Genomic DNA, 19,682 nt, shown 5'->3' with positions numbered 1-19,682 from the left:
CTTTGACCTCCTCAGTCTTTCCCGTTGACATCAAAAAGAAAAGCAAATTTTTACTGGCTTCAATATAGACTCTGACTATGACTGACCTCACACTCCGACAGCTCGAGTATTTTCTCGCCGTTCTCGATCGTGGTTCGGTGAGCGACGCGGCCAAAGATTGCCGAGTGTCACAGGCGACGGTCTCTGCGGCTCTCGCCCAACTCGAAAAGCAGCTCAAAGTCACGCTGATTGCGCGTGGTCCGGCTCGGCGTGCCCGCCCGACGAGCGCTGGCAGGGAATTCGGAGTTCGCGCCAGAGAGATCCTGTCTAATGTCTCGGACGCTGTGGAATCTCTTAACGACGAGTCGGCTGCCTTACAGGGACCCTTGCGCATCGGTTGCATACCGACGGCGGGGCCACGGATGCTTCCAGCTACGGCTGCCCAGTTCATCAAACACCACCCACAGGTTGACGTCAGCTTTGTCGAAGCCCATCCGTTGACCGTTCAGCAGATGGTTCTCAATGGCGAAGTCGATGTTGCTGTCATGTACCGCAAGCAGATCCAGATCGAGGGAGTGACCAGGCACGACCTCGCCGAGGTGCAGCTGCATGCCATCGTCTCTGCGGATCATCCTGCAGCAGACCAGGACGGTGTCGATATCGCCGAGCTCATCGACGACCCGCTCATCCTGCTCGATTCTCCGCCGACCGCGGACCTCTTGATCAGTCAGATCCGCGGAATCGGTTTTGAGCCATCTGTACGCTGGTTGATCCCCAACGCGGAGACAATCAGGTCGATGGTGGGTCTAGGGCTCGGCTTCTCCCTGGCCAATGCTGTTCCTCACCCGAACACCCTGACCTTTCAGGGCATGCCAGTGCGATATCTGCCGGTGACGAACCCGGAATTCGCCAACACGATCGTGGGGGTGACGATGGCCGGAGCGCGGTTGTCGAAGAAGCTCACTGCAGCATTGGACATTCTTCGGAGGACTGCCGCAGATACCGATCCCCATCGGTGGAAACGACAGAGCCGAAAACCGACGCGGACGTAGCGCTAGGCTCGGAACACCAGCTTCCGAAAACTCGCGGTCGGCCGCGAGCAACGCACAACACAGTCACGAAAGACGGACAGTGCTCCGATCGCCGAACGATCAGAGCACCGCTGAAACAGTTCCGATCAGCCGACCGGAGCCATCGGCCGCAGGGACGAGAAGCTCACACGCTCCGAGCCGACCCCGCGAACTCACGCAGGCGTTCGACCTCGGCCCTCGCATTGGCGATCTGCGCCTCGACAGCCGACCGAGCGGTGCCGCCTTTAGCGTTGCGCGAATCGATCGAGCCGAGCGTCGTGAGCACCTCACGAACGGCCGGGGTGAGATGCTCGGAGATCCCCACGAAGTCCTCATCGGAGAGATCCCACAGCTCGACGTCCCGCGACTCAGCCAGCTGCACGCATGCGCCCGAGAGCTCGTGAGCCACACGGAACGGCACGCCTTCACGCACGAGCCATTCGGCGATGTCCGTGGCCAGCGCGAATCCGCGCGGAGCCAGGTACGCCATGCGCTCGGTATCGAACTTCAGCGTCGCCACCATCCCGGTGAACGCCGGCAGCAGCAGCTCGAGAGTATCGGTGGCGTCGAAGACCGGCTCCTTGTCCTCCTGCAGATCCCGGTTGTACGCCAACGGCAGCGCCTTGAGCGTCGACAGCAGACCGGTGAGATCACCGATGAGCCGACCGGACTTGCCACGAGTGAGCTCCGCGATATCCGGGTTCTTCTTCTGCGGCATGATCGACGACCCGGTCGAGTACGAGTCGTGGAGGGTGACGAACGAGAACTCTTTCGTCGCCCACGCGATGACCTCCTCTGACAGACGCGAGAGATTGATGCCGATCATCGCCGTGATGAACTGATACTCGGCGAAGACGTCACGCGACGCCGTCCCGTCGATCGAGTTCTCCACCGAATCGTTGAACCCGAGGTCTGCGGCCACGGCCTGCGGGTCGAGCCCGAGCGACGACCCTGCCAGGGCACCCGAACCATAGGCGGAGACCCCGGCGCGCGAGTCGAAGTCGACGAAACGGTCGACGTCGCGCAGCAGCGGCCACGCATGGGCGAGCAGATGGTGAGCCAGCAGCACCGGCTGTGCGTGCTGGAGGTGGGTGCGTCCGGGCATCGGTGCCTCGGGGTGGGCCTCTGCCTGAGCGATGAGCACCTCGACGGTGTCGAGGACGAGGCCGGCGACCTCGCGGGCATGATCGCGCAGGTACATCCGACCCATCGTCGCGATCTGGTCGTTGCGTGAGCGTCCGGCCCGCAGTTTGCCGCCGAGTTCGGGTCCGGCGATCTCGATGAGCCCCCGCTCGAGCGAGGAGTGCACGTCCTCATCGGATTCCGCGGCAACGTATTCGCCGGTCTCGACGCGGCGCAGCAGCTCATTGAGCGCATCGGTCATGCCGGCAAGTTCGTCCTCGCTGAGCAGACCCGCATGGTGGAGGACCTTCGCGTGGGCCTTCGAGCCGGCGATGTCGTACTTCGCCAGGCGCCAGTCGAAGTCCGTGGACTTGCTCAGCGCGGCCAGGGCATCGGCCGGACCGTCGGAGAATCGTCCGCCCCACAGGCTCAGTCGTTCGCTCACAGCTCGTCCTTTCTCAACCGACACACTCCCGTGCCGGTCCGATCATCATCATGTTGAAGTTCGTTAAACATTGTTCCAGGTCTGGCCGCCGAATCGTCAGTACGACCATCGCCGAGGCGGCGCCCACCCCACGTGCACCGCGAAAGTCGCGCTCAGCCCTCGCCGAGCCCGCCGGCCGCGTACTCGAGGAAGGTCGCTGCCACGGTCTCTCCCCCGACCGAGGAGTCGGCGATGACCAGCACCGTGTCATCGCCCGCGAGGGTACCGAAGATCCCGGTCATCGAGGAGCGGTCGATCGCCGAGGCCAGGTACTGTGCGGCCCCTGGTGGGGTGCGCAGCACGACCATATTGTCCTGCGCGACCGCGGAGACGAGGAGTTCCTCAAGGATCCGCGGCAGTTTTGCGTCGAGGGACTCCCCCGTCGACTGCTGCAGGGACCGGTCGCCGCCCTCACCGGGAACGGCGTACACGGATCCGGCGGTCGAGCGGATCTTCACGGCCCCCACCTCGGCGAGGTCGCGCGACAGGGTCGCCTGGGTGACGGTGATGCCGTCGGTGGCGAGCGCCTCGGCGAGTTCGATCTGGGACCTTACGGACTGGCGGGTGATGAGGTCGATGATCTTCTGCTGTCGGGCCGTCTTCGTCAGCGGGGCACTGTTCGACCCGGAATTCGTCTCGGCCATCATCGCTCCAAGAGGAAGGTCATGAGTGCCTTCTGCGCGTGGAGGCGGTTCTCGGCTTCGTCGAAGACCACCGAGGCGGGGCCGTCGATGACCTCGGCCGTGACCTCTTTGCCGCGGTAGGCGGGCAGGCAGTGGAGGAAGATCGCGTCGTTGCTTAAGCTCATCAGTTCCTGGTTGACCTGGAACCTCGTGAACGGTGAGGCTTCGTCGTCGCGGCCGGCGGCGTCCTGTCCCATGGATACCCAGGTGTCGGTGACGAGCACGTCGGCACCGTGCGCGGCGGCCACGGGGTCGTCGGTGACGGTGAGCGATCCCCCGGTCTGTGCGGCGAGGGCGTTGGCTTCAGCGACGATCGCCTCGGCGGGCTGGTAGTCGGCTGGGGCGGCGATGCGCACGTGCATTCCGGCGGTGACTCCGCCCAGGGCGTATGAGTTCGCCATGTTGTTTGCCCCGTCCCCGTAATAGGTCATGGTCTGCCCGGCCACGCCCCCGCGGTGTTCGCGGATAGTGAGCAGGTCGGCGAGGATCTGGCAGGGGTGGAAGTCATCGGACAGGGAGTTGATGACGGGCACGGAGGAGTGCTCGGCCATCTCTTCGAGGCCTGACTGGGCGTAGGTGCGCCAGATGATCGTCGAGACCATCCGCGACATCACCCGGGCGGTGTCGGCGATGGATTCCTTGTGCCCGAGCTGCGCCTCACCGGGGTTGATGATGAGCGGCTGTCCCCCGAGCGCGGCGATGCCGGCGGCGAAGGACACGCGGGTCCTCGTCGAGGTCTTGTCGAAGATGACCGCGGCGGTCTGCGGGCCGGCCAGCGGGGTCCGCGAGTACGGGGCGGCCTTGAGTTCGACGGCGAGGTCGAGGACCTGCGCCTGTTCGGCCGGGGTGAGGTCCGTGTCCTTGAGGAAGTGGCGTGTCATAACGTGTCCTTCGGTGGTAAGTGAGTGGTGCCGGCGCCGAGGTGGCCCCGCGATCCGTACAGACGCTGAGTCGCGGGACGGCTGAGTCACTGCGCCCGCTGGGTCAGCGGCTCAGCCCGCGATGAGGCCGGGCAGGGCCTCGACGAACGGGGTGAGTTCCTCGGTCGTGATGATCAGCGGCGGGGCCTGGCGCAGGCGGCCGGGGGCGACGGGGTTGATGATGAACCCGGCTTCGAGCGCCCGGGCAGCCACTGCCTTTGAATCCGGGACGTGCCCGTCAGGCCCGGCAGTGAGTTCGAGTCCGAGGAGGAGTCCCTTGCCGGTGATCTTGCCGATGCCCTCAACCGCAGCCAGCTGAGTTGTCAGCCAGTCGTTGACCTCGTTGACGTGAGCGAGGAGATTGTCCGACTCGATGGTCTCGAGCACGGCGAGCCCGGCCGCACAGGCCAGCGGGTTGCCCCCGAAAGTGGTGCCGTGCTGGCCGGCTTCGAGCAGCTTCGTGTTCGCATCCCCGACGGTGATGGTCGCGCCGATCGGCATGCCGCCGCCGAGTCCCTTCGCCGAGGTGATGATGTCGGGGACGACGCCTTCACCGATCTCGGGGTCCTGGTGGGCGAACCAGGAGCCGGTGCGGCCGATGCCGGACTGGACTTCGTCGAGGATCATGAGCGCCCCGACCTTCGTCGTCAGTTCCCGCACCGCGGTGAGGTAACCGGCCGGGTGCGTGCGCACGCCGACCTCACCTTGGATGGGTTCGATGAACACCGCCGCAGTGTTCTCGTTGATGGCGGCCTCGAGCGCTTCGACGTCGCCGTAGGGCACGTGGACGACTCCAGGGACTCCGGGAGCGAAGGGTTCACGGTAGGCGTCCTTCGCCGTGAGCGCGAGGGCCCCCATGGTGCGGCCGTGGAAGGCGCCTTCGATGGCGATGATGAACGGACGTCCCCCACCGGCTGCGCGGCGGGCCATCTTGAAGGCCGCCTCGTTGGCTTCGGTGCCGGAGTTCGAGAAGAACACGGCGGACCCGGCAGGCAGGTCGAGGACCTCATGGAGTTTCTCAGCCAAGCCGATCTGGGCCGGGGAGGTGAAGAAGTTCGAGATATGCCCGAGCGTCGACGCCTGCTCGGTGATGGCCTTGACCCAAGCCGGGTGGCAGTGGCCGAGTGCGTTGACGGCGATGCCGGCAAGCAGGTCGAGGTACTGCTTGCCCGCGGCATCCCACACATAGGAGCCCTCACCGCGGACGAGGTCGAGCTGCGGGGATCCGAAGACCGGAGACAGCACTCGGGAGAAGTCGTCCCGCCAGGTCTGGGCCTGATCCGACTGTGCCTGGTCCGCGGTGGTTGCTGGGGTCGTGTCCGTGTCAGTCATCGGCTGTGTCCTTCTTCGCGGTGTGTGCGTCGTCGTCTGTGTCCTGGTCGACGGCTCGGTGGCCGTCGCCCAATGGCGCGGGTTCGACGATTCCGTCTTCGACCATGGTGCCGATGCCCTCGGAGGTGAAGACCTCGAGCAGCAGCGAATGCGCCATCCGACCGTCGATGATGTGTGCCTGCTGCACCCCGTGCTCGATGGCTTCAAGCGCTGCGGTCATCTTCGGGATCATCCCCGAATCGAGGCTCGGCAGCAGTTCGCGCAGCTTGTCCGGTCCGATGCGGGAGATGAGCGAGGACGTGTCCGGCCAGTTCGCGTAGAGGCCGGGCACATCGGTGAGCATGATGAGTTTGTCCGCCTTCAGGGCTTTCGCCACCGCCGAGGCGGCCAGGTCGGCGTTGATGTTCAGCGGCTTACCGGCCTCTCCCCCGATCTCCGAGGCGATCGAGCAGATGACGGGCACCCGTCCGGCGTCGAGGAGTTCGGTGAGCACGGTCGTATTCACCTGGGCGATCTCGCCTACCCGGCCGAGGTCGACGGTCTGCCCGTCCACCTCGGCGGTGGTCTTATTCGCCAGGAGAAGGTCCGCGTCCTCACCGGAGAGTCCGATCGCGGCGTTGCCGTTCTGGTTGATGCGAGAGACGATGTCGCGGTTGACCTGACCGGACAGGACCATGCGGATGACTTCGGCGGCCGCCTCGGTGGTCACGCGCTGCCCGGCCTTGAACTCGGATTCGATGCCCAAACGGGCCAGCATTGCGGAGATCTGGGGTCCGCCGCCGTGGACGACGACGGGGCGGATGCCGGCGAAGCGGAGGAACGCGATGTCATCGGCGAAGGACTGCTGGAGCTCCGGGGAGATCATCGCGTTGCCGCCGTATTTGATGACGATCGTGGCGCCGGCGAAGGTCTTGATCCACGGCAGCGCTTCGGTCAGGGCTTCGGCCTTGACCTGGGCGGCGGCGAGCCGGGCGGCCGTGGATTTCGTGGACATGTCTACGGGGCTGTTCATGAGGAGTAGGCGCTGTTCTCTTCGACGTAATCGTGGGTGAGGTCAGAGGTCCAGACGGTGGCGGTGTCGGTCCCGGCATGGAGGTCGATGACGACGTCGACCTGTCGTCGGAACTCGACCTTCTCGGGGTCTTCGTACGGCCCCGAGGCTCGGCAGACTTCGACGCCGTTGATGATCACGTCGATCTGGGTGGGATCGAATTCCGCCGAGGTGGTTCCGACCTGTGCGACGACCCGACCCCAGTTCGGGTCCTCCCCGAAGATCGCGGCCTTGAACAGGGCCGACCGGGACACGGAGCGGGAGACCGTGACGGCGTCGTCTTCGCTTGCCGCACCCTGGGTGGTGATGGCGATGTCGTGGTGGGCGCCTTCGGCATCGACGTGCAGCTGGTGCATGAGGTCAAGGCAGACCTCCTTGACCAGGCCCGTGAACTCATCGGTGTCGACCGTGGCGTCGTGGGCGCCTGAGGACATGAGGATGACGGTGTCGTTCGTCGACATGCACCCGTCGGTGTCGAGGCGGTCAAAGGACTGGTTCGTCGCGTTCCGCAGTGCCGCATCGAGCACGGTCTGGTCAACATTCGCGTCGGTGGTGATGACGACGAGCATGGTCGCCAGACCGGGGGCGAGCATTCCCGCACCCTTGGCCATGCCGCCGATCGTGAACCCGGACGAGCCTTCGCGGGTCGCGGTCTTCGCGACGGTGTCGGTGGTCATGATCGCCTCTGCCGCGGCTTGGCCGGCTTCGACGCTGGTGTCGGCGGCGGCGACGAGCGGGGCGAGGTTGTCGACGATCGCGTCGCGGAAGTCCTGGCCGCCGACGCCGATGAGTCCGGTGGAACAGACGAGGATGTCTTCGGGTTTCGTATCAGTGCCGGTCTCGGTGAGCAACTGGGCGGCGGTCTGAGCGGTCAGGGTCGTCGTCTCGTACCCGAAGTCACCGGTGTAGCAGTTGGCTCCCCCGGAGTTGAGGACGACGGCGCGGGCGTGCCCGTCGGCCGAGACCTTCTGCGACCAGAGGACGGGGTTGGCCTTGCACCGGTTCGAGGTGTAGACGGCGGCGACAGCATCTGACGGCCCGGTGTTGATGACCAGCGAGAGGTCTTTGGTGCCGGAGGGTTTGAGTCCGGCGGTCAGTCCTGCGGCTGCGAAGCCGAGGGGTGCGGTCACGCTCATGGGGCGACTCCTTCGAGGGGAAGTGCGGTGGCCTCGTCGAGGCCGAGGGCTAAGTGGATGGATTGGAGGGCCTGTCCGGCGGTGCCGCGGACGAGGTTGTCCAAGGCCACGACAACGAGGATTTTCTCCGCGCGTTCGTCGACGGTGAACTGGATCTGCGCGACGTTCGATCCGGTGGTCGCCGCGGTCTGCGGCCACTGACCTTCGGGCAGGACACGGACGAAGGGTTCGTCGCCATAGGACTGAGCGAAAGCCGTGGCCAGCTGATCCTTGAGCGCGGCAGCGTCGAGCAGTCCTTCGGCACTCCGTGGTGCGGCTTCACCGGCGTCGGCCGTGATGGTGGCGAGGATTCCGCGGGCCATTGGCACGAGTGTCGGGGTGAAGGAGATGCGGGTGGGGCCGTCGGCGGCGTCGGCGCCGAGGGCTCCGTTGAGGTTCTGTTCGATCTCGGGCACGTGCCTGTGGGTGCCGCCTGTGCCGTAGGGCGAGGCGTTGCCGAGGATCTCGGCGGCGGTGAGGTGTGGTTTGAGTGCCTTCCCGGCCCCGGAGACTCCGTTGGCGAGCACACCATTGAGCCCTGCCGGTGCGGCGAGTTCGGCCTGGATGAGCGGTGCGAGCCCGAGTGTCACGGCGGTGACATTGCAGCCGGGCACGGCGATGCGCTTCGTCGACTTCAGCGCCTCACGCTTCTTCGTGCCGTCGGCGGTCAGCAGTTCGGGCAGACCGTAGGTCCAGGTGCCCTGATGCTTGGAACCGTAGAACTTCTCCCAGGCTGCGGCGTTGATGAGCCGGTGGTCGGCAGCGAGGTCGACGATGAGAGTGTCCGGACTCGTGGCTTCGAGCTCGGCGGCGATCTGCCCGGACTGCCCATGCGGGAGCGCGAGGATGACGACATCGTGGCCGGCGAGCACCTCGGCGGTGGACTCTTGGACCACGAAGTCGGAATATCGGGCAAGATGGGGTTGATGTCGGCCGAGCTTCTCGCCAGCAGTGGAATGTCCGCACACCGTCGTGACGTTCAAGTGAGGGTGAGTGCTCAGCAGCCGGAGGACCTCTCCCCCGGCGTATCCGGTGGCACCGGAGACGGCAACCGTAAGATCGTTCATATGTATAACCATACCAGGCAATTAATTTATATGCAGGAGGCGTGATGACCCAGGCAGTGCGTGCGATGCAGGCTGGTGGACCCGAGGTGCTCGAGTTCGGTGAGGTTCCGACCCCGAAGCCGGGCGCTGGTGAGGTGCTCGTCGATGTCGAGGCGGCGGGTGTGAACTTCATCGATACGTATCGTCGTTCGGGCGTGTATCCGATGGAGCACCCGCACATCGTCGGCGTTGAGGGCACGGGTCGGATCGCCGAGGTGGGCGAGGGCGTCGAATCCTGGCAGGTCGGCGACCGTGTCGCTTGGCATGAGGCGCCGGGTTCGTATGCGACGCAGGTCGTCGTGAATACGGACTTCCTGCTGCGGGTTCCGGAGGGCGTGAGCACCGAGGTGGCTGCGGCGATGCCGCTGCAGGGCCTGACTGCGCAATACTTGGCGACGAGTTCGCATGAGATTAAGCCCGGTCAGACGGCGCTCGTCCACGCCGGTGCCGGTGGTGTCGGGCTGCTACTGACGCAGATCGTCAAGCACTTGGGCGGAAATGTCATCTCGACGGTGAGCACCGACGAGAAGGCAGAGCTGTCGCGCAACGCCGGTGCGGATGAGGTGTTCCTCTACGGTGAGGGCGTCGATATCACAGCGAAGGTCAAGGAGCTCACCGATGGTGAGGGCGTCGATGTCGCCTATGACGGCGTCGGCAAGGACACGTTCGATGCGTCGCTGGCCTCGATCAAGCCGCTGGGCTCAATGGTGCTCTTCGGCGGAGCCTCGGGTCAGGTGCCGCCGTTCGACATTCAGCGTTTGAATTCGTCGGGGGGAATCTTCCTGTCTCGTCCGTCGCTGGCGTGGTTCGTGCGCAGCTCGGAGGAGTTGGCGAAGCGTTCGGCGATGCTCTTCAACGGCATCGAACACGGCTGGCTGAACTTCCGCGTGGGCGCGACATTTGCGTTGGCTGATGCTGCGGATGCGCATCGGGCACTGGAAGGGCGGAAGACCACGGGCAAGGTTGTGCTGACGGTTTGAGCTATTCAGCCAATCGGCAAGGGGTCGGGCTCTCCAAGGCTAGAGGGCCTGGATTTTGCACTACCGATTGAGCGCACACACAATTCGACGAATCGATCGCAGAGACCTTTCAATCTCCTCGGGCGGTACGCAGTAAACTACCTACCTTCAGTGACCCTCGCCGCATGTGCAAAAGCATCATTCCATTGCAGGCGCGGAACAATACAAAGCACTTAGAGGTTGCGCGGATAGGGAGTCATCTCCAGTCATAACGCTTGACGGGCCTGGTAGCCCACCGATGCTGAGTCCATGACATCTGCAGCAGTCGTTTGAGGACAATGACCGCATTCGCCAGACTCGCCCACGCTTGTTGGACTCGATCAGCCCGATCGAGGACCACCTGCAGGAGTCCGAATCCGCGAGTGTGCCAGGAGTTCGTCCGCTCGATCGTCCACCTGCGGGTGTGGTTGATCTCAATGTAGGTTCCCTTGGGAGAGATCTTCCAGCCACACCCGAATTCGGCCAACAGGTCGCGAGTGACATACGAGTCGTAACCGGAATCAAGATCGACTCTCATCGTCTCGGGCAGGAAGAACCCAAACCGGGACAGACACTCCAGCGTGGGCCGCAGCAGTGGGGAATCGTGCCGGTTCGCTCCGGCCAGAATGACTCCGATCGGCATGCCGTGGCCTTCGACGAGGACGGACCGTTTCTGCCCGGATTTGCCGCGATCGGTCGGGTTCGGTCCCGTGTTGTCGCCACCGCAGGGAGCTTTCACACAGCAGCCATCAATGCTCAGGGGAATCAGGTCCAGGCCGATGATCTGGTCGAAGGCCTCGAGCACGATCTGTTCGAGGCGGCCAAACACACCGTGGGCGATCCATTCATCGCGGCGGCATCGCAATGTTGTGGCTGAGACCAGGTCGTCGGCATGTTTGGTGTAGGCACCGCCGAGGACGAGTCGGGTGACGAGCTTGTCGAAGATGATCCGATCGGCAACTCGTCGCCGGTGGCATCCGAGTGGGTGGTCGTCGTTGATCGTGGGCAGAAGAGTTTTGAATTGGCACCAGAGAGGGTCGATGACTGAAGATGGAAGTGCTGGCACGGGGAAGCTGTCCTTATGTCTTCGATTGTGATGTTTGCACTTCCATCGAAGCTGACGCTTCTCCGTGTCAGTCTGTTACGACACGCCGGGTGCAGGATACGCACACTCCCTGCCTATCCGCGCAACCTCTTAGATTGATTGTCCCTGAAGTGGCGAGACTCAACGTAAACGATGTAGCGAGGATCCAAACTGCATACTCACGCAATTGCCACCGCTTCGCTACACAGATGCTTTCGAATACCCCCAAAGCTAATCTAGAAGCACCCAAAGTTAATCGAAATCAGCAATCATCGACATACCACGCCAAACGAGCTGTCTAAAAGCTATCCCCTCTCAAGCAAAGGAGCATCTCTTGCAAGAGCACTCCCGAAATACCTTCAAAGCGATAAACACACGTCCAGCTGAACTAACCCAAACCTCTACTCGTGATTGGATGTAGCCCCGGGCGATAACACGCTTACGCTAGTAACCGAAGCTAGTCGAAAAACCGAAAACAATATTCGAGTTCGATAGAACCTCCTCGCCCAAACGTTTAGTGATTACGAATAGTCGGCAATGAATAGACTCCAATAAACTTTGAACAATAGACCGCCAAAGAGAGGATTCGGAGATATAGCCAAACAACGACACGCCACGAATCGACTAAAAGCGAACCAGTTACTGCTACCTAACCAATGGCAAGACCACGATTAGTTATTCGTTGCAGCGTTAAGATTCTAAATTCGTTCGTCCGTGAAGTACGGTAAAGTCAATCGCGTACTTCAAAAACGCCGACGAACAAAATTCCTTCCGCATCCCAGGACTGTGTAGTAGGCTAGCGGGCGTAGCTGACAAAGGTGGCAAATGAAGAAGTCGACTCGAGTATCGGAATATCGTAGCTATTCGTGGATTAAGGAGCAGCTCAAGAACAAAGGCTGGAATCCCGCGAACCCTAATGTAGAATCCAGAGGTCAGGTATGGGAACAAAACGAGGCACAATCTCACCCCGAACTGGCCAAGGGGCTGGGCGCGCAGAAACCTGAGTTCGTTGCCCGGATAACCGATATATCATTCTGGGTGATTGAAGCAAAGCAGTCGGGAGAAATAGGGAATGCAATTGATGAAGCCCAAATGTATGCCGACAACATCAATACAGGTTCCACCATTGTTCAAGCTCGTCTAGCCACAGGTGTGGCCGGGGATGATCAGTCCGGCTATGTAATCAGGACGAAATACCTGAATTCCAGCGGTCAGTGGGAAAAAGTGACTGCTGACGATCAGGTGTACGGCGAGTTGTTGACCAACAGGGAGGCACTCAGAATTATCGCCGCGGATAGCGCGAATCTTTCTGACATCCCGTTAACGGTAGCCGAAGTTGTAGAAATAGGCAAGTATATAAATTCCAAATTTCATTCAGCTAAGGTCACTAAAGAAAGACGGGCGCTTATAGTTGCCTCGCTTTTGCTTGCCCTTGAAAGAGACCCTTCCCTTTCATATCGCAATTCCGATTCAGTTTTCATTGCAGACGTCAATTCTCGAGCACGCGAAGCATTTGCGTACGCAGGCAAGGAAGACCTGTGGGATCGCCTCGGCGTGCTGCCAGAAGGGGATGGATCAGACAAAATCGCTGTAGTGTTATCTGAAATATTGATTAAGCTGAAGTTCCACGATCTGCTGAATACAGCCCGAAGCACCGATCTTCTCGGCTCATTTTTTGAGAGCTTTCTTCGCTACGGAAATACTAGTAAAGACCTCGGTATCGTCTTGACACCGAGGCATCTGTGCTGGCTCGCGGCCGAAGCTGTTGGCGTGACCAAATACGACGTTGTCTATGATCCTGCTGTAGGAACAGGCGGGTTTCTAGTGGCAGCGTTTAACCGCGTTACTGAGTCTGCAACCCCAATGGAGCGTGACGAATTCGCTTCAAATGGGGTGTTTGGCGTTGAGCAATCGGATCACGTCGCCGCGCTGGCATTTGTAAATATGTATTTCCGTGGCGATGGAAAGCACAATTTGAAGATTGACTCGTCGCTGGGATTGCGCCTTAATCTGACAGACGGTTACGAGAAACTATCATTTAAAGAGGGCAAAACAATTCAAGATGATGAGTTTCCTGCGGTTACTAAGGTATTGATGAATCCTCCTTTTTCGCTACCTGATGCCAACGAGGCCGAGATCTTTTTCGTAGATGCGGGATTACGGCAACTAGTCAGAAATGGTTTGTTGTTTGCTGTGCTACCTGCGTCGGTATTGTATGACAGTCAATATTCGGCGTGGCGCGAAGAATTGCTGGAACAAAATACGCTACTCAGTGTTATTGCTTTACCGACTGACTTATTCTACCCCGTTGCGACTGAGACTGTCGGAGTCGTATTACGTAAAGGAATACAACATGGTAGGCAGAATTCAGTGCTCTGGATCCGCTTGACGGATGATGGGTTTAAGAAGAAGAAGGGTTATCGTGTTGAACGATATGGTATTGGATACAAGGAGTTTCTAAGCCCGGTAGCAGCGGCGCTTCGTAGATGGGTTCAGTCGGGAATCGAGACTCTAGAAACGGCTGGGCGTTTGGAATTTCGGCCGCTAGAACACGCTGAATGGCTCCCGCAGGCACATTTGGGTACCGGTATTCTACTGGATGAAGATTTTGAATGGCAGGTGCGTGAGACGTACAGACAAATGTTGACCCAACAGCTGCAAGTCCCGTTTGAAGCGGCTAATGATCACTCCCACGATGATGTCTTCGGCGGTGAGCGATGAGCAAGTTAGTTCGACTCGATAGTTTGTTCCTTTTTGAGGCGGCTCGTTCGCACGGCATAGATGACTACGAACCGGGCATAGTTCCTTTCGTTACAAGCACTAGTTTGAATAATGGTGTTGTCTCTTATGTAGTTCCGCTAATCGGAGACAGAGTTTTTAGTGGGCCTGCATTGTCAATATCTGGTTTGGGAGTTGCAACCCTACAAGTTTCAGATTTTTTGCCAAAAGGCAATGGGGGTGATTCTTTAACGGTCTGTAAGCCGATATCTACTATGAGTGTTGCGACTTTGCTCGGGTACACTGCCGCGTTCAATGCTCTGCATTCATGGAGGTTCAGCTTTGGAAGGAAGTGCTCACCTAAACGGCTGGCTCCGCTTGAGGTTCCCGGGAATATCGGGTCGGTAGTCGCACTTTGGGAGAAGGAAACCGCGTCGGTCCATCAGCGCGCCGATAGGTTGGGATCAGCAGTCTCGCGAGACGATTAAGTCGCTCGTTAGAGGTAGCCTTTGCTTAAACGCTGATGATGATATGCGTAAAGAGCTTCGAGACTGGCCGCGTCGGTGTGGTGGGGTTAGCTGGTAAAGTGCAAGTAAGCAAGTAGAGAATTCTGAGCTCGTTCGTATCCGAAGGGGTGGATTCAGCGTCCAGTATGTTCCGTAGGCGTACACCATTTGCAGCACATATGGGCGACCACTGGCATTCGGAAATCATAGGCTGAACTCCTGCCTCAGTGCTGGCGAAACCCTGGCGTTAACGGAACCGCCGACTTAGATTCGATGACACGTAACATGTTTCGAGTCTGTTCATGTGGTGGTGCTCGGGCGATAACTTTTAAATGGACGGAGGTGTGGCTTACCCTCGTAACGGTGACTGCTTCAGGCTGGTATCTTCGGCCTGAGTTGCACAACTTTAGTTACCCACCGCTGACGCCGGAGTTCACGATCTTTCCAGCGCTTTGAGCATGTTCTCGACGGCCTTGGGCACTTCCGGTGTGAACGTGATGTCCTGACCACTCACGCGGCCGGTGAACTCTCGCAATGGCCGCAAAGTGGTGATGATCTTCTTCAACGACGCCTCAGTCGCGTCCTGCATGAACCTCGACACAGCCAAGGAGGTGAACACGAGCGTCAAGTGCGCCTCGATCGCATCCCTCTTCCGGTGAAAGATCGGCCTGGCCCTCAGATCTGTCTTCGACATTCGGAAAGACTGCTCGACATGCCACAGGTCGTGATAACTGCCGATCACCTCAGCAGCCGACACGACGTCCGCGGGAATGTTTGTCACGTAGCCTTTGAACCCTGTCAACTTCATCGCCCGCTCGTAAGCCTTCTCATCGAAGGCTTTCTCCTCATCCGTGACCTTCACGAACCGGGCCTTCTTCGCCGGCTTCTGCCCGTCGATGATCGCCAACGCTCGGTTACGCTGCAGGTTCAGGGTCTGCTCATCACGCATCGCTCGCTTCCGCCGGTACTGCCACACCACCCGCCACGCATCCGGATGCTCTTCCGCCGACCAGACGGTTTCGCGTCGCTTCTTCACCCGATCCGGGTCGAGTCGCTTCACACCCTTCGGAGTGATCGTGTCGATGATCTGCCCATCGTCGGCGTACTCACCATTCCACCGAAAATGCGTCGCCAGATCATGTGGGGCTTTCGTCTGCCTCGACCCGACGATGAACCGCAAACCGGCATCATCAAGTTCCTTCAGATTCTTCGCCGACAACATGCCCGCATCAGCAGCAACGACCATGTCCGTGACCTGGTGTCGTTCTTGGAAAGTTTTGATCACGGGAATGATCGTGTGAGTCTCGGCCTTCGATCCTTCGAAGCAGCCGATCTCGAGTGGGAACCCGGTCCGGTCGACGAGGAGTCCCACGACGATCTGCGGATCGACGCGGCGTTCTTTCGAGTACCCGACCTGGCGCAGAGCGTCTTCCCTCTCAGCCTCAAAATATAAGGTCGTCACGTCATAAAGGAGCAGACTGATCCCGGTGGTGGCGATACTGTGAGCGAAGCATTTCTCAGCGATCTGGGCCCGGTAGTCGCGTTCGTTGGCCCGGATGAGGCAGTTGAGGAACGTGTTGCGGTGGACGACCTCGACACCGAGTTCGTCGAGGACTCTGACACTGTCAGACTTCGACGTCGGCTCAACCAACCGGGCAACAACGAGCTGGAAGAACGCTTCATCATCGAAGACGTCGAACCCGAGCCTTTCGTTCACGGTGCGGATCGTGTCGATGAGGAGTCCGGATCTGCTGGACTTCACGACTGCTGAGGACACCCGCGGTTTATCGGCGGTGTCGAAGTCGAGTGTGGCCTGTCCAGGGTCCCGCAGCTTCGCTTTGCCAGCCTCGACGAGAGCGGCGAGGTCTTCGGGCGTGTGAGCGGATCCGAGGTGCTCGACGATACGGTACGTCCCGCCAGTCTTATCAGCGATCTGCACGGCCGTGGCGCCCGACGCGGTGGGTACCTTACGCACGAATGGGCTCATTCCCCATAATACGGCTCAAATTAGTTACCCAAATCCCAGACGTGCAACCGCCTGACCAGGGACAAAATGTTCGGAGACCCCGAAAACCTCACCTACTTGTGCAAGTCAGGCGGAGTCGACGGTATCGAAGTCCAGAACGCCTTGGCCGGGGTTGAGGAACTCGCGTGCTTCTTCCATCTTCGCGGCCAGTTCTGCATCAGTTCGGGCCGAACCAATGTGCTTGACGATCTTGTATTGCCCGCTTGATTTGTCCACGATCTGCACAAGCGTGACTCCAGGCCTTCCGGGCACACGACGGACGAACGGGCTCATATCCTCATTCTAGGCGTCCTTGTAGTTACCCACGAGAGGTCATTGCAGCCTACTGACCAGCGCAAACAGTTCGCGAAACAAGGAAATCACCCGAAATTGTGGAAGTCAGGTCTGAAGTGGCGAGACTCAGTATCCGCGACGACGCGAGGTTGTGCACCACTCCATTTCACAGGTGCTAGCGAATGACGCTTCCGTTCACCCGAACTGACACGTGTGCTTGGATATCGGCTCCGACGTCCTCAGTGGTCAACGTCAACTGGTCGTCGCCAAAGGGCTGGAAGCAAATCGTGTCGGAGAACCTTCATAATCGATGGGGCTCCTGACTTGATATGACGTAGCGCCTCTTCGAGGATAAAAGCATTGTCAGCGCTGTCGAGAAAATCCGTTAGGTCATCGAGTTGCTGACCTCTGAATCCGTTTGTTTTCTGAACTCGGTTTAAGAGGACCGCGAGATTGCGTACTGCATCATCAGTCTCAGTTTCTGAGTATATTTCCAAGGTGTGTGAAAATTCCGCCCAGTCGGCGCCCGACTCAACTGGGAGCGGCTTTGAAGTGTTACGCTTCACTTTGCTGAGCCCAAGCACTTCAACGCGCGCCTCCGTGGCGCGTCCGATGACCGATATTGCCTGCTTTACTGCTTCTGCATTCTCGCGTGACGTCGAGGAGCCACCGAGTGCATCACGTAACCCGGCAGATATGAGTTCACGAACGGCCCCCGATTTGGAAGCAACCGACATCAACATGCGAGCGTATCCAGTTACTTCGAAACCTGCGGGTTCATGAAGTGCCTCCAACGCATGGGTGACTAAAGGATGCAGGTACTTTGGCTCTGAGACCATACCGTCGTCGATGATCTCCATCGCCAAGTTCGGTCCAATCGGGAATACAGAACCGAGACGTTCCGAGGCATTCGAGTCAAGATCCAGGATAAGGCTGGTGATCTCCTTCTTTTGGTGTGGTTGTGGCTCGGAGAAGTAACGCCCCGCGGCAAAGAGGAATGTATTGCGCCAATGAGGCGACGCCCCGATTTGACGCAGTTTCGGAATTGTTTCGTCAAGGGCTCCGGTGGTCAGCGCGTGTGCCGCCATCAGTTCCTGCAGAGACCGCACATCGAATCCGTAGCCACCGCCTGGTTTTGGAACGAGCAGAAGCAGACGATGTGTGGCCGCGTTGAGAATCCTATCCAGAAGTATCCTGTCTCTGTTTGACGGCTCATACCCGGCGTCGTTGAGCACATGCCAAGCCACCTCACGAAGCTTATCTGGTGACAAAACTGCATCTGTGCCGGTAGCTGTTTCAGCCTGATGTTGTAGTAGCAAGCCCACTTGTCGGTGCAGGTCAAGTACCTGAGATGAGTGGTCGCGCAGAAGCTGACTGTATGCAAGTTTTTTGTTTTTCTCACGCTGTTCGATCGCTTGGTAGTAGCCCCAGAAAAGCGCGAAACGGCTCGGCGAGAATTGGCCTGATGACTCAGCAATGATCGACATGATGAGAACCTGCAGAGGCGTTCGCAGTAGGTGCCTGACCCGTTCGTCAGCCGCAGCTTCTTTGAGAACACTAATGATCCCGTCCTGCCGGTCCTGGTCTTCGAGAACGCGCACCTTCGTTACCAGCTGTCCATAGCGGACAGCATCTTCAACGGTCAAATCAGCCAGATCGATACGCTCGAAGACACTAGTGGACATCTCGTCTTCGTAGCCAGTCGGTCGAGTTGTGACAACTACGAGAACGTCCCAATTCTCCGATTCAGCTTCTGCAACGAACGCATCAATGTTGGAAATCAAGGTCTGTCGGACTGATGGTTCTGCCACTTCGTCGAGCCCATCCAGCACGATAAACGACGGCCAATGCCTCAACCACTCATCTAGCTCCCAACGCGGGATACTTTTGGAGACAACTTGCCGGTTTACGATGTCAGCTATGCCATTCAGCAGCGTGTAGTCACTGTTCGTCGCCTGTTCTAGAGCAAATTTGGCCAAGTCGATATTGATCGGCCATCGGCGGTTAGCCGGCATTCGAATATCCATGTTTCGAAGCGCACTTTTTGTCCCATCAACCGTTCTTCTATGCTCGTCACCAAGATCTTGACTTTCATCAACGAACGCTGCGCGATACACATGCGTCAGGAACTTGGCGACAGTTGACTTGCCGTTTCCCGGCGCACCAGTAATTACCAGGTGTCGAGGCTTCCCGAACACCGTTACGCTAGGTCTGAGGACTCGCTCGCCACGATCCAACACATAGCGGATAACCCTAGCTTTGGTCGATAGATTGCCCACCAATACCGGCAAGTCGATGACGACGGTCTCGACGGGCACCCCTTTCGTTTCGCCTCCGGCATCATCGAAGTAAACTCGTCGATCCGACATTAGTGCCGAACGCGCGTGATTCCTGAGAGCCTTTCCCAACTGCTCTTGGTCGACGCTTGTCGACAGCATCGAAAGATCGGCAAGAACGTCGCCCGCGGTGAGGAAACTATTGAACCCACGGCGGACTTGTTCGTAAGCGTCGAGCAATCCGATGAGCTGATTACCATCCCAAAGTCGCCATCCGCATAATCTTTTCATCCTGTCACGTCGAGCGTGTCGTCGCGCCCGGGCCTCTCTCTGATCTGAACTTGGGAGGCCGTCCTCTGAAGACTCGTCGTTCAACGTTTCGCGGTACTCGCGGATTCTGGTGTTGATGATATCGAACCCACCGCTACCCGGAACTGGGGTTAAAGCAACGTTCGTAGCGAACACCAAGTAGTCCGGCATCGCGCCGCGCTTAGAACTGGGATCACACCAAGAATCCAACTCAGCTTTGATGTTGTTCCAAAACCATGACAAATCTTTCTGAGGGTCTTGGAGTGTCTCTTTGTGCTTGATCTGGAAGATAGTTCTGCCCGACCAGACTTCGGCGTGTTCGTTATCCTCAGTTGAGGCCCACACGAGATTGCCATTTATCAACAGGTCGCGGCCTCCATCCCGACCACGCCCCATCGGTCGGACGTGCGGGCCGAAAAGCCTAATGGCTAATGCCGCAACCACATCCTGGAAGCCCATTCCGCCGAGGCGTTGCAGATCATAAGTCGCCATTCCACTCCTGCCTCTCATGTCACGTCATCGGATCTCAGTGGTCTCGTCGCACAGCCCGACGGCCCAGCCTGGTGTCCA

At 59.4% G+C, this 19,682-nt stretch carries 14 protein-coding genes; 3 read left to right on the top strand and 11 right to left on the bottom strand.

What is annotated here, in order from left to right; genetic code table 11:
• Window positions 1–77: 77 nt before the first annotated feature.
• Window positions 78–1,031: a LysR family transcriptional regulator gene (locus HK401_RS19245; protein ID WP_181276275.1), complete on the top strand. Its 954-nt coding sequence runs from the start codon at window positions 78–80 to the stop codon at window positions 1,029–1,031.
• Window positions 1,032–1,194: 163 nt separating this feature from the next.
• On the opposite strand, the gene argH is transcribed toward HK401_RS19245, so the two are convergent.
• The 7 genes from argH to argC form a co-directional block, all read right to left on the bottom strand.
• Window positions 1,195–2,616 (bottom strand): argininosuccinate lyase, encoded by a 1,422-nt coding sequence (gene argH / locus HK401_RS19240; protein ID WP_181276274.1) that lies wholly within the window; start codon window positions 2,614–2,616, stop codon window positions 1,195–1,197.
• 152 nt (window positions 2,617–2,768) lie between these two features.
• Window positions 2,769–3,299: an arginine repressor gene (locus HK401_RS19235; protein ID WP_181276273.1), complete on the bottom strand. Its 531-nt coding sequence runs from the start codon at window positions 3,297–3,299 to the stop codon at window positions 2,769–2,771.
• Window positions 3,299–4,219, bottom strand: a complete 921-nt coding sequence (gene argF, locus HK401_RS19230; protein ID WP_181276272.1) for an ornithine carbamoyltransferase — start codon at window positions 4,217–4,219, stop codon at window positions 3,299–3,301. The genes HK401_RS19235 and argF overlap by 1 nt, the downstream gene beginning before the upstream one ends.
• A 111-nt stretch (window positions 4,220–4,330) precedes the next feature.
• Complete coding sequence (locus HK401_RS19225; RefSeq protein WP_181276271.1) at window positions 4,331–5,590, bottom strand: acetylornithine transaminase; 1,260 nt, start codon at window positions 5,588–5,590, stop codon at window positions 4,331–4,333.
• Window positions 5,583–6,584 (bottom strand): acetylglutamate kinase, encoded by a 1,002-nt coding sequence (gene argB, locus HK401_RS19220; protein WP_258234343.1) that lies wholly within the window; start codon window positions 6,582–6,584, stop codon window positions 5,583–5,585. The genes HK401_RS19225 and argB overlap by 8 nt, the downstream gene beginning before the upstream one ends.
• A 14-nt stretch (window positions 6,585–6,598) precedes the next feature.
• Window positions 6,599–7,777, bottom strand: a complete 1,179-nt coding sequence (argJ, locus tag HK401_RS19215) for a bifunctional glutamate N-acetyltransferase/amino-acid acetyltransferase ArgJ (protein ID WP_181276270.1) — start codon at window positions 7,775–7,777, stop codon at window positions 6,599–6,601.
• Entirely contained in the window at window positions 7,774–8,883 is a 1,110-nt protein-coding gene (gene argC / locus HK401_RS19210; RefSeq protein ID WP_181276269.1) for an N-acetyl-gamma-glutamyl-phosphate reductase, read from the bottom strand. Before argC ends, argJ begins: the two co-directional genes overlap by 4 nt.
• A 44-nt stretch (window positions 8,884–8,927) precedes the next feature.
• Here argC and HK401_RS19205 point away from each other — a divergent pair, with 44 nt between their 5' ends.
• The gene (locus HK401_RS19205) at window positions 8,928–9,902 is read left to right on the top strand and encodes a quinone oxidoreductase family protein (protein WP_181276268.1); all 975 of its coding nucleotides are present in this window, start codon (window positions 8,928–8,930) and stop codon (window positions 9,900–9,902) included.
• 235 nt (window positions 9,903–10,137) lie between these two features.
• Here the strand turns inward: HK401_RS19205 and HK401_RS19200 are convergent, their stop codons facing one another.
• Window positions 10,138–10,986: an IS5 family transposase gene (locus HK401_RS19200; protein WP_181276267.1), complete on the bottom strand. Its 849-nt coding sequence runs from the start codon at window positions 10,984–10,986 to the stop codon at window positions 10,138–10,140.
• A gap of 843 nt (window positions 10,987–11,829) precedes the next feature.
• Here HK401_RS19200 and HK401_RS19195 point away from each other — a divergent pair.
• Window positions 11,830–13,725 (top strand): HsdM family class I SAM-dependent methyltransferase, encoded by a 1,896-nt coding sequence (locus HK401_RS19195; RefSeq protein ID WP_181276266.1) that lies wholly within the window; start codon window positions 11,830–11,832, stop codon window positions 13,723–13,725.
• Window positions 13,726–14,661: 936 nt separating this feature from the next.
• Here the strand turns inward: HK401_RS19195 and HK401_RS19190 are convergent.
• From HK401_RS19190 to HK401_RS19180, 3 genes are all read right to left on the bottom strand, one after another.
• Window positions 14,662–16,215 carry an IS1634 family transposase gene (locus HK401_RS19190; protein ID WP_181276265.1) on the bottom strand — a complete coding sequence of 518 codons (1,554 nt, stop codon included), beginning with the start codon at window positions 16,213–16,215 and terminating at the stop codon, window positions 14,662–14,664.
• Window positions 16,216–16,320: 105 nt separating this feature from the next.
• The gene (locus HK401_RS19185; protein ID WP_181276264.1) at window positions 16,321–16,527 is read right to left on the bottom strand and encodes a hypothetical protein; all 207 of its coding nucleotides are present in this window, start codon (window positions 16,525–16,527) and stop codon (window positions 16,321–16,323) included.
• A gap of 239 nt (window positions 16,528–16,766) precedes the next feature.
• Window positions 16,767–19,604 carry an NACHT domain-containing protein gene (locus HK401_RS19180; protein WP_181276263.1) on the bottom strand — a complete coding sequence of 946 codons (2,838 nt, stop codon included), beginning with the start codon at window positions 19,602–19,604 and terminating at the stop codon, window positions 16,767–16,769.
• Between the last annotated feature and the right edge of the window lie 78 nt (window positions 19,605–19,682).

The organism is Brevibacterium oceani (genome assembly GCF_013623835.1).
GTDB lineage: Bacteria > Actinomycetota > Actinomycetes > Actinomycetales > Brevibacteriaceae > Brevibacterium > Brevibacterium oceani.
Note: the sequence above shows the minus strand (reverse complement) of the source record. Positions and strands in the feature narration are given on the sequence as shown.